The organism is Bacteroidota bacterium (assembly GCA_016213405.1).
Classification (GTDB): Bacteria; Bacteroidota; Bacteroidia; order Palsa-948; family Palsa-948; genus Palsa-948.
The window spans coordinates 12,880-26,893 of record JACRAM010000036.1 but is presented as its reverse complement, the minus strand read 5'-3'; the positions used below and the strand labels follow the sequence as shown (position 1 = coordinate 26,893).

The 14,014-nt window shown below is 39.8% G+C and carries 10 protein-coding genes; 7 read left to right on the top strand and 3 right to left on the bottom strand.

What is annotated here, in order from left to right:
* The first annotated feature begins 8 nt into the window (after positions 1-8).
* From HY841_03845 to HY841_03820, 6 genes are all read left to right on the top strand, one after another.
* Positions 9-512, top strand: coding sequence for a hypothetical protein (locus HY841_03845; protein MBI4929870.1), 504 nt, complete (start codon positions 9-11; stop codon positions 510-512).
* A gap of 358 nt (positions 513-870) precedes the next feature.
* Positions 871-1,614 carry a type IV toxin-antitoxin system AbiEi family antitoxin domain-containing protein gene (locus tag HY841_03840; protein ID MBI4929869.1) on the top strand — a complete coding sequence of 248 codons (744 nt, stop codon included), beginning with the start codon at positions 871-873 and terminating at the stop codon, positions 1,612-1,614.
* Positions 1,615-1,632: 18 nt separating this feature from the next.
* Positions 1,633-2,694, top strand: coding sequence for a nucleotidyl transferase AbiEii/AbiGii toxin family protein (locus HY841_03835; protein MBI4929868.1), 1,062 nt, complete (start codon positions 1,633-1,635; stop codon positions 2,692-2,694).
* Positions 2,695-3,045: 351 nt separating this feature from the next.
* Complete coding sequence (locus HY841_03830) at positions 3,046-3,825, top strand: Fic family protein (protein ID MBI4929867.1); 780 nt, start codon at positions 3,046-3,048, stop codon at positions 3,823-3,825.
* A gap of 106 nt (positions 3,826-3,931) precedes the next feature.
* Complete coding sequence (locus HY841_03825) at positions 3,932-4,657, top strand: hypothetical protein (protein MBI4929866.1); 726 nt, start codon at positions 3,932-3,934, stop codon at positions 4,655-4,657.
* 454 nt (positions 4,658-5,111) lie between these two features.
* Positions 5,112-6,557, top strand: coding sequence for a T9SS type A sorting domain-containing protein (locus HY841_03820; GenBank protein ID MBI4929865.1), 1,446 nt, complete (start codon positions 5,112-5,114; stop codon positions 6,555-6,557).
* Here the strand turns inward: HY841_03820 and HY841_03815 are convergent.
* From HY841_03815 to HY841_03805, 3 genes are read right to left on the bottom strand one after another with little or no spacing between them, the layout of a single operon-like run.
* Positions 6,547-8,094 (bottom strand): O-antigen ligase family protein, encoded by a 1,548-nt coding sequence (locus HY841_03815; GenBank protein ID MBI4929864.1) that lies wholly within the window; start codon positions 8,092-8,094, stop codon positions 6,547-6,549. The genes HY841_03820 and HY841_03815 overlap by 11 nt on opposite strands.
* Positions 8,095-8,137: 43 nt before the next feature.
* The gene (locus HY841_03810) at positions 8,138-8,554 is read right to left on the bottom strand and encodes a four helix bundle protein (GenBank protein ID MBI4929863.1); all 417 of its coding nucleotides are present in this window, start codon (positions 8,552-8,554) and stop codon (positions 8,138-8,140) included.
* 33 nt (positions 8,555-8,587) lie between these two features.
* On the bottom strand, positions 8,588-10,735 hold the full coding sequence (locus tag HY841_03805; GenBank protein ID MBI4929862.1) for a S9 family peptidase: 2,148 nt from the start codon (positions 10,733-10,735) through the stop codon (positions 8,588-8,590).
* A 459-nt stretch (positions 10,736-11,194) separates the two neighbouring features.
* Here HY841_03805 and HY841_03800 point away from each other — a divergent pair, with 459 nt between their 5' ends.
* Complete coding sequence (locus HY841_03800; protein ID MBI4929861.1) at positions 11,195-13,843, top strand: gliding motility-associated C-terminal domain-containing protein; 2,649 nt, start codon at positions 11,195-11,197, stop codon at positions 13,841-13,843.
* Positions 13,844-14,014 lie beyond the last annotated feature (171 nt).

The window sequence follows — 14,014 nt, the reverse complement described above, 5'->3', positions numbered from 1 at the left end:
TTTTAGCCATGTCATTAAAAAAATACCTTCAGCAGTTCAGTAAAGAACAACTCATTGAGCAAATACTGGAACTGAATAAAAAATATCCCGAAGTAAAAACCTATTATGAATTTACTTTAAACCCGCAAAGCAACGCTCAAGCGGATAAAGTGAAGAAAAAAATACACAAGTTGTTCAATCCGCCATTCGGGCAGGACCCGCGGCTAAGAGAAGCGCGCAGCGAAGTGAACGGTTTTAAAAAATTATCACCTCCTGAAGAAAGATTGGCTGATGTGATGCTACGGTATGTGGAATGTGGCGTTGAATACACAAATAATTATGGAGATATAAACGAGCCGTTTTACAACAGCGTATCAGGAATGTTTCACGATGCAGGTGCATTTATTCAGAAAAGTGGACTTCAAAATCATTTTAAACAGCGATGCAAAGAAATAATGGACGACACAAGCGGCATCGGATGGGGATTTCACGATGATTTATCAGAATATTATTATATGTTTTTTGAAAAGTAGCGGAGTTATTCAATCTTTGAATGTCTTCAACTCAAAATCTTACTCTTTTCAAATCCCTCTTTCATTGCCGTGAAGATGTTTGTGCTTCCCGGTGGGAGAGAAGGAAGCAGGAGCGGCTATATGCCCGCATATTTTTTCGACACATACAGGTATCGTGCGTGCGTTATGACACATTGCATTTATAATGAATGAAATATTCGGCAATTTATACATATATTGCCGAATGTTTAATTTGTTTATAATACATTAAATATCAATGTATTATAAAATATATCAATTTCATAATATAAAACAATCGGCAATATTATTGTTTATTGCCGATTGTTTTATATCTTTGTATTTACTAAAAATTAGTACCATGACACAGGATCCGCTTAAAATAACACTATTAAAACAGGCGTTTACCGGAGCTAATCATTTTACTGCGGCAGAGGTAAGGAGGTTTTATGTGCATTACGAACTTCATGTTCCTGATGAAACACTCCGTTCGAGAGTTTACCGCCTTGTAAAAATGGGAGTGTTGCATAGAATTGGGCAAGGCATGTACCGTTTAGGTCAGGAAACTATTTTTATTCCCACCATCACTCCTCTGACAAAAAAGATTTACACTACTATACATGAAAAATTTCCTTATGCCAGTACATGCATTTGGCATACTTCAACTCTTAACGAGTTTATGGTTCATCAGCCGGGGATATTTAATCTGATAGTGGAGGTTGATAAAGATGCATCGGAATCCGTTTTCTATTTCATAAAAGAAAAATACAAAAATGTTTATCTGAATCCCGGAGCAGAAATATTTCATAATTATATAGCGGGGAAAAGGGAATCAATAATTGTAAAAAATCTTATCTCGGAATCTCCCATACAGGATATTTATGAGGTAATGAGCCCGGCTATCGAAAAAATACTGGTAGATATTTATTGTGATAAGGTGATATATTCAACTTTTCAAGGGAAGGAAATGCAAAATATTTTCGAGAATGCATTTGAGAAATATACCGTAAACCTCAGCACACTCCATCGTTACGCATTCAGGCGAGGGAAGCAAGAAGAAATAGATGCCTATATTCAACACCTGAAATTAGGGGTGATTCACTAAACCTTTTCGAATATAAGAATGATACATAAAGAAAGCCATACGTCCAATTGGATTAAAAAAGTCGCAAAAGCGCATAATAATGCTGACGAAATTCTTGTAGAGAAAGTAATTCGCGCGTTAACATTATTGGAAGGATTAAAAGAATCCGGGCTTGATTTTATTTTCAAAGGAGGTACTGCATTAATGTTATTGCTTCCTGAGATAAAAAGATTATCGATTGACATTGATATTATCATGGATAAGAAGCCGGAAAACCTTGAAAAATTATTTGAGAAACTTATTAAGGAAAAAGAATTTACCGGATTCAAAGAGCAGGAAAGAAAAACCAAATCAAAAATCAGCAAAGCGCATTACAAATTCTTCTATTCTCCGGTGACAAATACCCGCGCAAAGGAAGAGTATGTACTTCTTGATATTCTATTTGAAAAAAATCCTTATGGCAAATTGCTCAAGGAAACAGAAATAAAATCGCCATTCATTAAAACCGATGGCAAAAAATTAACCACAAGAATCCCTGCTGAAGAAGCGATTCTTGGAGACAAGTTGACGGCTTATGCTCCTAATACAACCGGGGTAAGATATAATTCAGAAAAAGAAATTGAAATCATAAAGCAGTTGTATGACATAGGCAATTTGTTTGATCAGATAAACAATATGGCAAGTGTAAAAAGTATTTTTAATCAAATCGGGAAAACAGAACTTGCCTATCGTGAGCTTACTGAACTTACACACGAATCCATTCTTGAAGATATTTATCAAACCTCCTTATGCCTGAGTCTGCGCGGGCAGGATGGGCAAGGAAATTTTTCCGAACTGCAAACGGGAATTCAAAACATAGTGAACTTTATTATTTCGGAAAACTTTCATATTGAAAAGGCGATAACCCATGCATCAAAAGCAGCATACCTGTCGGTTCTAATCAAGAAGGATATAGCAGAGATCAAACGTTACGGTTCGCCAGCAGATATTACTGAAATTATAATTGCATCCCCATTTAATACGAAACTAAACAAGCTCAAAAAATCCAACCCGGAGGCTTTCTTTTACTGGTATCATGCTACTTCATTGCTTAAACCCTAACTACTTCATGGACATTCTCATGGACAAAATGTCCATGATGATTACATACTTGAGAACGGTGCATGGACATCTGCATGGACATTGTGTCTATGCGGAAAATAACTTCGTGATAATAATGTTGTCACGAAACCGAAACTTTTAATCGCGACATTGTGTCGCGATAAGTGTCGGGATAGAAAAAACAGTAATAAGTAATAAGCTGAGAACCTATCAATCTTTATCTCGCCATTATCTCGCCAAAATGGCGAGATTTAGAAATAAAAAGCAGTCATAAAAATTCAATACTTTTACGCTCATTAGAAAAATCATCAGAAAAGCTCTTAGCAGGAACATGATTAAAAAAAATAAAATATGAGCGGGGGAAGTTTAGAATACGGATATCAAAAATTAGAATGGCTTGCTGAAGAAATAGAAGCAAAGAAAATAGAATTTAATAATAACGACCTTACCGAGCAGCAGAGAAAAATAGTAGTTAATGAAATAACTTCTTTACAAAAGGAATTGCGAGTTCTTGCTCAGCGAGCGAAAAATCTTGAATGGTGGCTTTCAGGCGATGATGGGGATAAAGAATATTTTGAATCCATTCAGCAAAGACCATCAAGTGAAGACAAAGAATTGTACGATGTTATTTCTGATTATGCTAAAAGCTTTAATTTACTTCAGCGATATGACAGCAATAATTTACAGGCAGAAACCAACGGCAATGTCACATATGAAATAAATTACAATGATGCTGTTACTGCCATTGCAGAATTGAAAAAATATCTCTTTACAAAAAAGGAAACCTCATCTTTATTTGCTAATCAAAAGGACGATAGTTTCAAAGGGATTTTAGGAAATATCGTACAAAGTTTTAACGGAGAATATTTATATCGCTCTATCGAAGAACAAGCAGCGCACCTTTTATATTTCATTATTAAAAACCACCCATTCTCTGATGGAAATAAACGAATCGGAGCATTTTTATTTATTTGGTTCCTTGAAAAAAACAAATATCGTTTTAAATCCAATGGCGAGTTAAAAATAAATGATAATGCTTTAGTAGCAGTAGCATTGCTCGTGGCGCAAAGCAATCCAAATGAAAAAGAGTTGATGATACAACTTATCGCAAGTTTATTAGCTGGCAAATAGAATGAACCGAATGGAACACCATAATATCCATATTTTTTTGACAAGAGAATACTTTATTTTATATAATGGCGCATTATTTTTTCTAACTCCAATAAAATAAATTAGTATGGAATTTTCAGAAGAAAAGATTAAAAACATAAAAAATATTCTCGAAAAAGATCATGGTCGGGAATTTACGTGGGAGGAAGCGAAAAATGCCATGTGGGATATTGAGCGATTAGCGCACATTATGGTCGAGGTAGGAATGGAAGAACAGAGAAGACAAGAATTACTTAAGGAAAATCCCAAAGGTTTCTCTTTTGATCGCAAAGGTTATTCTTGTCAAATATGTGGCGGCTCTGCTCCAGAAGGGAATTCATGGTTTGATAAATATGGATTAAAATGTATGACTTGCCAAAAAGCAATTAACGCAAAAGTAATACCTGGGTCAGTTGCAAAAAACGAGCAAAGTTGGTATTCAAAACATGAACTTGCTTCGTATTTCAATATTAAAGGTGCAGATTTAAATAAGTATATTAAGCAATCTATTTTGAAGTCCCGTATTATCAAAGATGAAAAGGAAAAATTACATCTTCAACTTTTTCTGATCAGCGATAACAAAGATGTTTTGCCACCAAAGAAGCTTTTTAAGCCCAGAAATGTAAAGGTGAAACATAACGGAGAAGAATACAGTACTACAGAACCTTGGTACGAATTTGCAGACATTAATCTTTTAAAGCGTTTGCAGAAATATAAGATTATAGAATGCCTGAAAGAAACATTTGCCAAGCCAATAGAGGGAGAAGGTCGTCTTTTAGTGAAACAAATAAGCCCAATATTCCGACCAAAATAAAACTCAAAAGGAAGTGGGGAACGGAGTGGGGAATTGAGTGGGGAAAATGCATGTATATGGAGTGGGATGTGTATATTTGCAGCGAGATATTTAAAAATAATCGGCATTTGCTGACCAATGACAGGCTGAAAATCCGTGTGTCACTGGTTCAACTCCAGTAGATGCCACAGGTAAAATAAAGGCGCTAGTTTCATAGTAGAAACTGGCGCTTTTGTTTTTAGGTTTTGGTTTCTCATGTTGTTCAAAAAGTGGGCGGAGTGGGGAAATGGAGTGCGGTTTTATTTATAATTATATCTGGCTGTAACCGCAATGACCACAAATAAAAATAAAAGATATTGAAGGATCAGAGCATTGGTTTCAAATAAATGTTTCGGAAAAGATTACAAAAATAATCAGAGGGAAAAGTAAAGAACCTTAAAACTTTTTACCTTTGTTTCATCTTAACTCAACTAGCATGAAAAAATTCTTCCTTCTTCCGCTTGCAGTTTTTTTATTCTCTCAATTAGTTTTCGCACAGCAAAAAAAACATTCTCCTTTCTTTGAGAAAATTCAAAGCAAAAGTGAGAAAGTGAGACAAGGAGAAAGTGTGCAGGTGCGCACTCTCTCACTTTCCCACTCTCTCACCAGTTCACTTTCTCCCTTTAGGGCAGGGGCAACTTCTCTTCCCACTCCCAACTCCATCTGGCAGCCGGGCAAAAGAATTGAATCAAGATGGGATACCATCAGCAGTTCATGGATGTTTAACGACAGCGTTCTTTCATCCTACAACATCAACGGAGATGTTACACTCGAAGAGACCTATTCCTCTTCGGGACTTTTCTGGCAAACCATTTATACTTACAATGCAAATGCAAAACTGACTCAGCTACTTGGGCAATACTGGAATGGCAGCGCTTGGGATAATATGTCGAGAACTAATTATTCTTACGATGCAAACAATAACCTGATTCAGGAAACAATACAAAACTGGAACACCTCGCTCAGCAGTTGGGATAATTTTTACCAGCAACTTTCTGCTTACGATATAAACAACAATCCGATTCAATATATCGGTCAGAATTGGAATACTACCACCAGCAGTTGGGATAATTCATGGAAAGAGAACGACACGTATAATGTAAATAATCAGTTGATACAGTATATCGGTCAGAATTGGAATACTACCACCAGCAGTTGGGATAATTCATGGAAAGAGGACTTAACTTACAGCAGCGGAGTAATAATTTCTGCTATTGATTATTCATGGAATGTCACCACTTGGGATATTGACACTCAATACATAAACATTGTTTGGTATCAATGGACAGGCGATTTAAACACTTCACTCATCCAAAGTTATACTGCACAGATATGGAATGGCGCTTCCTGGGATAATGATTATCGCGACACCTACACCTACGATGCGCAGGCAAACAATACTGACTACTTATCTGAAGTATGGCAAACCAGCGCATGGGTTACCGACTATGAATACAAAAACATCTTTGCTTATGATGCCAATAATAATATTACACAGGATATAATACAAGATTGGGTGCAATGGCTGATGGCTGTAAGAAATTACTGGAGAATTGACTACAGCAATTATACTTTGTACTCAGCGATTGATGAAAGCTCATCGGCAAATGGTAATATTCTCATTTATCCTAATCCCAGCAACGGAGTTTTCAATGTGCAGATGAGCGGATTTGAAAATGTGCAGATGAACAACATTGAAGTTTACAATGTAATGGGAGAGAAAATGTATTCCGAAAAAATCCTTAACCCTAAATCCTTAATCCTTAATCTTGCTGTTCCGAATGGAATTTATTTTCTTCAACTTCACCCCGTAGGATATTTATCCAACGGGGTAAAAACAAACGCAGGAGTTGCAATAAAGAAATTAGTCATTAGTCATTAACCATTGGTTTTTCCGAAACATCCATCGCCACCAGCATGGCAATAAATCCCCAGAACGGGGCGGCCGCTTTATCGGTATCCAAAAAGTTATTCAGCGTGCCGTGAATAAAGTAAGTTATCAGTCCGAGAACAATCGCCATGGCGAAGACGCGCGTCTTTTTATCCGGTGAATGATAAATTAATTTTCCGGCAGTGAGAAGAGCGGTGATAATAATTCCAAGAACAGAAAGCATTCCGATTACACCTGATTCAGCGAGCGGACCAATGTATTCACTGTGCGAGTTTCCTTTCTCTCCGAAGTTGGTGGAGATTTGTGTTTTCTCAGAAGAAATTTGGAAAGGCGCATACTGGAACTGATAGGTTCCGGGTCCCCAGCCGAAAAATGGTTTTTCACGGAACATCCGCATTGCCGAAGACCAACGGTTGAAACGCTCGGTGTTGGAAGCATCAGTAGTAACGTTAGCAATAGATTGAAGCCGCTGTTCAATATCTCTGTTACGGGTGTTTTTATATTTGCCCGATTCAAGATTTATCATTATTTCCTGCTGGTAAATAAAAAACAGTACAACTAATCCTCCTATCATTATAAGAATTGGAATCAGGCGGATTCTCAGAAGATAAATTACCAGCACACCCGAAGCGCCAATCAGACTCAGCCATGCCGCGCGTGTATAAGAAAAAATTAAACCGGTGATGAAAACTAAGAGAAGTAAGAAAGCAAAATACCTGATACCTCGCCCCCCGCCATGCCCTAAATCCCTAAAGGGAGAATAAGTGAAAGTGTGAGAGTGTGAAAGTGTGCGAGTGTCAGAGTTCTCACTTTCTCGCTTTCTCCCCGTCCCACTTTCTCCCTTTAGGGAAGGGGCTTCAAACACAAAAAATATCAGCGGAGGCAAATACATGGCAAGCATGGCGCCATAAGAAGTATGATCGTTATAAAAAGGATTCATGGCAATATGTGCGGCAGCTTCTGAAAAATTATCCATAGCGTGATTAATGAGCGTGTATATGATAACGATGGCAAATGAAATCAAGTAAAGCCAGATATGCCTTCGCATATTTTTCTTTTCCTTGAACAAATGAAGCGCGACAAAATAAAAAGGTACGACAAGCCACAAGCGAGACAGAACGAACTTCCACGACACGGAAGGCAATGAACTGGTAATCGAGGTAAAAAAAATCCATGTGAGGTTGATAAGGATGGCGATGGTAACCGGATGAAAGAAAATTTTCTTTTCCACTTGTCCTTCGTAAAATAACCGGATAATGTAGATTACCATAACCCCGAAAAGCAATGGTTCTGTTGGAACAGAAATCGCCACGCCAAAATCGGATTGCTGAAGGATGACGGAGAGAGGTGTGAGAAAAACAATTACCAGCATCAGCATATCCAGTGCGATAAAAGCAGTGAGCACGGCAAGAAGCACAACAGGAAGAATCATGAACCAATACATCTCTTTCGCAATGAAAAAAGTATTCAGCAGGATAAACAGCGTGCTGAATATCATTACCCATCGGAGTTTTAATTGGTCGGTCATGAGGAAATCGGAATGTTGGAATGTTGGAATAATGGAATGCTGGCTAATTGCCTGCAAAACTATCATCCCAATCTCCGTCTTTCTTTTTTTTCTGTAATGATTCTATTAATCTGATTAGTTTATTTTCTACTTTATAATGAAGCATATCTAATTCTTCAAATTCAATTTCTGAAATTTGAGTTGCTTTATAACAAGCGTAATAACAGGTGTGTAATTCGCCACACGAACCAAGAGAGTAATTCAAGAAATTTAAATATTCAGTTAGTCCTTTTCGGCAATATCCTTCGCTGATGTTTCTTGAAATGCTGTGAGAAGCGTCAATGCTGTTTGATTTAACTTTCATCAAATCATAAGGAAGTTTGCTGAATATTTTGCAAACAACAACGTAAAGTTCAATTGCATCCTGCCAAACTTCCAGTTTCTTATAACCGCGATTGATGTTTTTTCTTTCCGCAATCATTGTATTTGTATTTTCCAACATTCCAAACTTCCATTATTCCACTATTCCATTTTTTCTGCTCCCTAATTCCATCCCCAGATTATAAAACACAAAGCTCCATATATCCGCCCACTCTTCAATTTGTTTTGAAGTAGGTTTGCCTGCACCATGTCCTGCTTTTGAATCAATGCGAAGCAGAATCGGATTTGAACTTTTATTTTTTTCCTGAATGGTTGCGCCAAACTTGAATGAGTGTGCTGGAACAACTCTGTCATCGTGGTCGGCAGTGGTGATCATCGTAGCGGGATATTCTACTTCTTTCACATTGTGAAGCGGAGAATATTTTACGAGGCACTCAAATTGTGTTTTGTCATCGCTTCTTCCATAATCAGACGCCCAGTAATATCCGATGGTGAATTTGTGATAGCGAAGCATGTCCAACACACCAACTCCGGGCAAAGCTACCTTCATTAAATCAGGACGCTGAGTCATCACTGCGCCAACAAGCAATCCGCCATTGGAACGACCATGCACCGCCAGTTTTTGCGAGCAAGTATATTTTTCTTTGATTAAATATTCCGCGCCTGCGATGAAATCATCAAACACATTTTGCTTGTTGCAGATGATTCCTCCTTGGTGCCAGTCTTCACCGTATTCATTTCCACCACGCATGTTTGCCACTGCATACACACCACCATTTTCAAGAAACGCAACAGAGTTAGTTACGAACGATGGAGTTACGCTGATATTAAATCCGCCATATCCATAAAGGAAGCAAGGATTATTTCCATCCATCGGAATTCCTTTCTTGTGCGTGATGATCATGGGAATTTTTGTTCCATCCTTACTCGGATAAAATACCTGCGTGCTTTCATAATCGGAAGAAATGAAATCAACTTTCGGTTTGAAAAATTCTTCGGAAGTATTTGAGCTGATATTGTATTTGTAAATGGAAGCAGGCGTGATGTAATTGGTGAAAGAATAAAATGCAACGCTCTCTTTATTCTCACTGCTGAAACCAACCACTCCGAGCGGAGGAACCGCCACTTCTTTTTCCATTTTTCCATCCATGTCAAAAACTAAAAGTTTGCTGGCTACATCGTGAAGATAGGTTGCAACAATTTTTCCGTTGCAGAGAGAAATTCCCTGCAGAAAATCTTTTCCTTCGGGAATAATTGTTTTCCAGTTTGCGGGCTGAGGATTTTTGGGATCAACCAAAACTACTTTCCAGTTAGACGCTTCGTAGTTCGTGAGAACCAATAGCATATTCCCGATATTATCTATGAGATTGAATTCATTTTTGAAAGCGGTATCTACCCAGTTCCAGTTCGGTGCATTGGTTTCTTTCACCGCAAAACAATTTCCGCTCGTGCCTTTCGCTCCCCAGAGTCCCATATATTTTCCGTCATCAGTTACATTCATTGACCAGCCAACATCCGGGCGTTTGCTGTCTTCGTAAACAATTTTGTCTTCGCTTTGTTTTGTTCCGAGTTTGTGAAAGAACGCTTTGTTGTTTTCATTCTTCTCCGAATAGGTGTGAGAAGTTGGCGCAGGATATGTACTATAGTAAAACCCTTCTCCTTGCCATGCCGCATTAGAGAACTTTACCCAATGAACCGTATCGGAAAACACCTTTCCGCTTTCAATTTCCATCGTTACAATATCATTCCAGTCAGATCCCGACTTGGCAAGATTGTATGCAATATATTTTCCATCCTGGCGAACGCTCACACCCGCAAGAGCAGTTGTTCCATCGGCAGAAAGCGTGTTGGGATCAATCAAAATTTTTGGAGTTCCGCTTAAACCTTCCTGAACATACAGCACACTTTGATTTTGCAAGCCATCATTCTTATAGAAGAAATAATATTTTCCGCGCTTGAAAGGTGCAGTCATTTTTTCAAAGTTCCAGACTTGTGTGAGACGGTCTTTCATCTGTTGGCGGAACGGAATTTTTCCTAAGTAATCAGCCGTGACTTTATTTTCTTCTTCCACCCATTTTTTTGTTTCTTCAGAATTATCATCCTCCAGCCAGCGATACGGGTCAGCAATCTTTGTTCCGAAATAATCATCCGTAGTATCCACTTTTTTTGTCTGAGGATAGGGGAGATGAGCAATGGTTGATGGCTGATGGTTAATGGTTGATGTGCAGGCAACAAACAGCCAGAAGCCAGAAGCCAGAAGCCAGAAGAAAATCTTTTTCATCGGGATTTTTTTGGGGTGGCAAATGTATAAAATTATAGGAGAAAGAAATTCCTTTCCTTCGGAAGCTCGTCTGCCTAATACATGCGCGAGCTGAGTTAGAAAAATGACTGAAGTCTCAAGAACCAAGTATCAAGCACAAAGTCCCAAGATACCAGCCATTGCATTTTCTTTGACTGTTCCTTGAAACTTTGAATTTGGGACTTGGGACTTGGAACTTTTTACCAGATTAGAAGCAACCTTTTCACCCTATCTGCGTCTTTCCTGAGTAGAGAATAAATTTTATTGATTTTTTGTGAATAAATAGGGTTTGATTGCGCTATGTGAACCAATATTATTTTATATTTTTGTGTAAGTTAGGAATCTAAAGTAAATGAGTCTTTAAAACACGACCTGCCTGTATAAATAAAAGATGCTCTGTTTATCACACCAAAACAAAATATCTTTTATATACTAAACATTATGAGACAACTTTTTTTCCTGGTTTTTTATTTATCCATCAGTGCCAATTTGTTTGCTCAAAGTAATGTGCCTGGTCCTGGCGCTTGCGGAAATCCATTTAACAAAAAGTCTGTCAATCCGCTGAACGGAAATGGTTCGCTTGGTCAAATCTACAACAACTCTGCCTGCGGATTAAATTATGTTCACGGAGACCAATTGATTGAAACACGCACACAGGGATATGGATTCAATACCAATGGTACGGGATTGCCAACTACTATTACCATTACAGGTCTTCCTGCCTGTAATACTATTGTGCAGGCATATCTTTGGTATTTTGCCTCGTATCAATCTGCCTCGGCACCAACCACGTCAGTGAATATTACCAATCCGATTGGCGGGAACAATGTTTATAATAACGTTACACCGGCAGGGACGAGCGGAGATGTTTGCTGGGCGGAAACCGGCACTGCCGTTTACCGTGCAGATGTTACAACCAATATTTCCGGAAACGGTGTGTACACAATTAACCTTACCGGCTTTTCAAATCCCAACTGGGAAGTTGATGGAGCTACCCTTTTTATTATTTACCGCGATCTCAGTGCAACCTATCAAGGTTCGATTATTATAAATGATGGCGACATGGCTTGCGGCTCTTTTAATGGCTATGCCAATCCTCAAAGCCAGACCATGAGCGGTTTTAATGTGTGTGCCGCATCAAATAACGCATCTGCATTTGCAATTGCGGCAGATATGCAGGGAAATATTAACGGAGGTCAGCATCCTGCTACTTTGAACGGAGCAACTGCCAATTACCCGAATAATTTCTGGTGCTTTGATCAGACCAATACATCCGTTACTGCAGGGCAAACCACTGCGCAGTTTACGGAAGACGGATTGGGTTTTGATTGTTATATTTTTGGCGTGATAGGACTTTACTACCAAACCACCACCTGCACCACCTGCACGCCTTCTGCCATTTCTCTAACCGTTACTCCTACCAATTCCACTTGCGGAAATCCCAATGGCTCGGCTGTGGCTGTGGCATCGGGCACTTCACCGCCTTTCACTTATTTGTGGAGCACAGGAGCCACCACCACATCCATAAGCAATCTGGCTGCCGGAAGTTATACCGCCACCGTTACCAATGCTGTTGGATGTTCCACCGTTCAAACATTTTCCATTTCCACTTCTGTTGGACCCAACGTAAGCTTTACAACTACTCCATCCATTTGCACTGCCAGCAACGGAAGCGCCACGTTAACGGCTTCGGGAGGAGCAGCGCCCTATACCTATGCATGGATAACTCCTGCCAACACCACCACCACTGTAACCGGCTTGGCATCGGGCACCTACTCGGTTGCCGTGAGCGATGCATCGGGCTGCAGCAACACCTATACCACCACGGTGCCGCTTACCATGAACACGGTTTCTGTAACTCCGGCACAAATAAATGACCTGTGCTTTGGCAGCAGTAATGGCTCTGCCAGCGCAACTCCATCAGGAGGCACTGCGCCTTATACGTATGCATGGAGCAACGGCAGCGTTACTTCTGCCATCTCCAATCTCATCGCTCAAACCTACAGTGTAACCATCACCGATTCCAATGGATGCACACAAACCGCTTCTGTCACTATCACTCAACCCACCGCTTTAACAGCCACTGCATCGGTAGTGAATAACGCTTTGTGTTTTAATAGCACTGATGGAAGTGCAATTGCCGGTGGCGCAGGAGGCACTGCACCCTATACTTACGGCTGGACTCCAACAGGGCAAAACACACAAACGGCAACCGGACTTTCTGCAGGAACGTACAATGTTATTGTAACCGATGCCAACGGATGCACCAATCCTCAAACAGTGAACATTACTCAGCCGGCAATCATCACCCTATCAAATACCACTACCATTGCTTCCTGCGGAATTTCAGATGGCAGCGCAACCGCAACTGCCGCAGGCGGAACAGCGCCCTATACTTATTTATGGCTTGGAGTTAATCCGGCTCAAACCTCTCAAACATTAACGAATGTTCCTGCCGGAACTTACAATGCGGTGGTAACCGATGCCAACGGGTGCAACATGCAAATGTCTGTAACCGTTCCGAGCACCGGACCACCTGTTGCCAATTTCTTAAACAACCCCGACACGGTTAGCTTGCTCGATGCTTCCATTTACTTTCTTGATATTTCCACAAATGCCTATACCTGGTTCTGGAATTTCGGAGATTCAAACGACCCCACTACCAGCATTCAGCAAAATCCCATTCACACCTATTCCGATACCGGAATCTACTGCATCACCCTGATTATTGCCGATGCCGGAGGCGTTTGCAGAGACACCACCATTCACTGCATAAAAGTGGAAGCCCCGTTTACTTTTTACATTCCCAACGCATTCACTCCAAACAGTGACGGCATCAACGAAATGTTCACCGGCATGGGAACCTATATCAAAGAATATAAGATATGGATTTTTGACCGATGGGGAAACCTGATATGGAAATGCCAGACCAATGGCGAGCCCCAGCTTGCACCCAATTGCAATTGGGATGGAAAAGTGAAACGCAGAGGCGATATTGTTGAGGAAGATGTGTATGTATGGAAAGTGGAAATTGTTGATACCAATGGAAAACAGCATAAATACATCGGGCATGTGAGTATGGTAAAGTAAAGAACTAATGACTATAAACCGAATAGTGAAAAATACAACCCGCAGGGAAGCAAATACAACCTGTAGGGTGTTCCCTTCAATACAAAGGGATGTCCCTTCAATACAAAGGGATGTCCCTTCAATACAAAGGGTGTTCCCTTCAATACAAAGGGTGTTCCCTTCAATACAAAG

Coding starts and splice junctions, on each gene's coding strand:
- HY841_03800 (MBI4929861.1), top strand. CDS start 11,195: ATGAGACAACTTTTTTTCCTGGTTTTTTATTTATCCATCAGTGCCAAT.
- HY841_03825 (MBI4929866.1), top strand. CDS start 3,932: ATGGAATTTTCAGAAGAAAAGATTAAAAACATAAAAAATATTCTCGAA.
- HY841_03840 (MBI4929869.1), top strand. CDS start 871: ATGACACAGGATCCGCTTAAAATAACACTATTAAAACAGGCGTTTACC.
- HY841_03815 (MBI4929864.1), bottom strand. CDS start 8,094: ATGACCGACCAATTAAAACTCCGATGGGTAATGATATTCAGCACGCTG.
- HY841_03830 (MBI4929867.1), top strand. CDS start 3,046: ATGAGCGGGGGAAGTTTAGAATACGGATATCAAAAATTAGAATGGCTT.
- HY841_03805 (MBI4929862.1), bottom strand. CDS start 10,735: ATGAAAAAGATTTTCTTCTGGCTTCTGGCTTCTGGCTTCTGGCTGTTT.
- HY841_03820 (MBI4929865.1), top strand. CDS start 5,112: ATGAAAAAATTCTTCCTTCTTCCGCTTGCAGTTTTTTTATTCTCTCAA.
- HY841_03835 (MBI4929868.1), top strand. CDS start 1,633: ATGATACATAAAGAAAGCCATACGTCCAATTGGATTAAAAAAGTCGCA.
- HY841_03845 (MBI4929870.1), top strand. CDS start 9: ATGTCATTAAAAAAATACCTTCAGCAGTTCAGTAAAGAACAACTCATT.
- HY841_03810 (MBI4929863.1), bottom strand. CDS start 8,554: ATGATTGCGGAAAGAAAAAACATCAATCGCGGTTATAAGAAACTGGAA.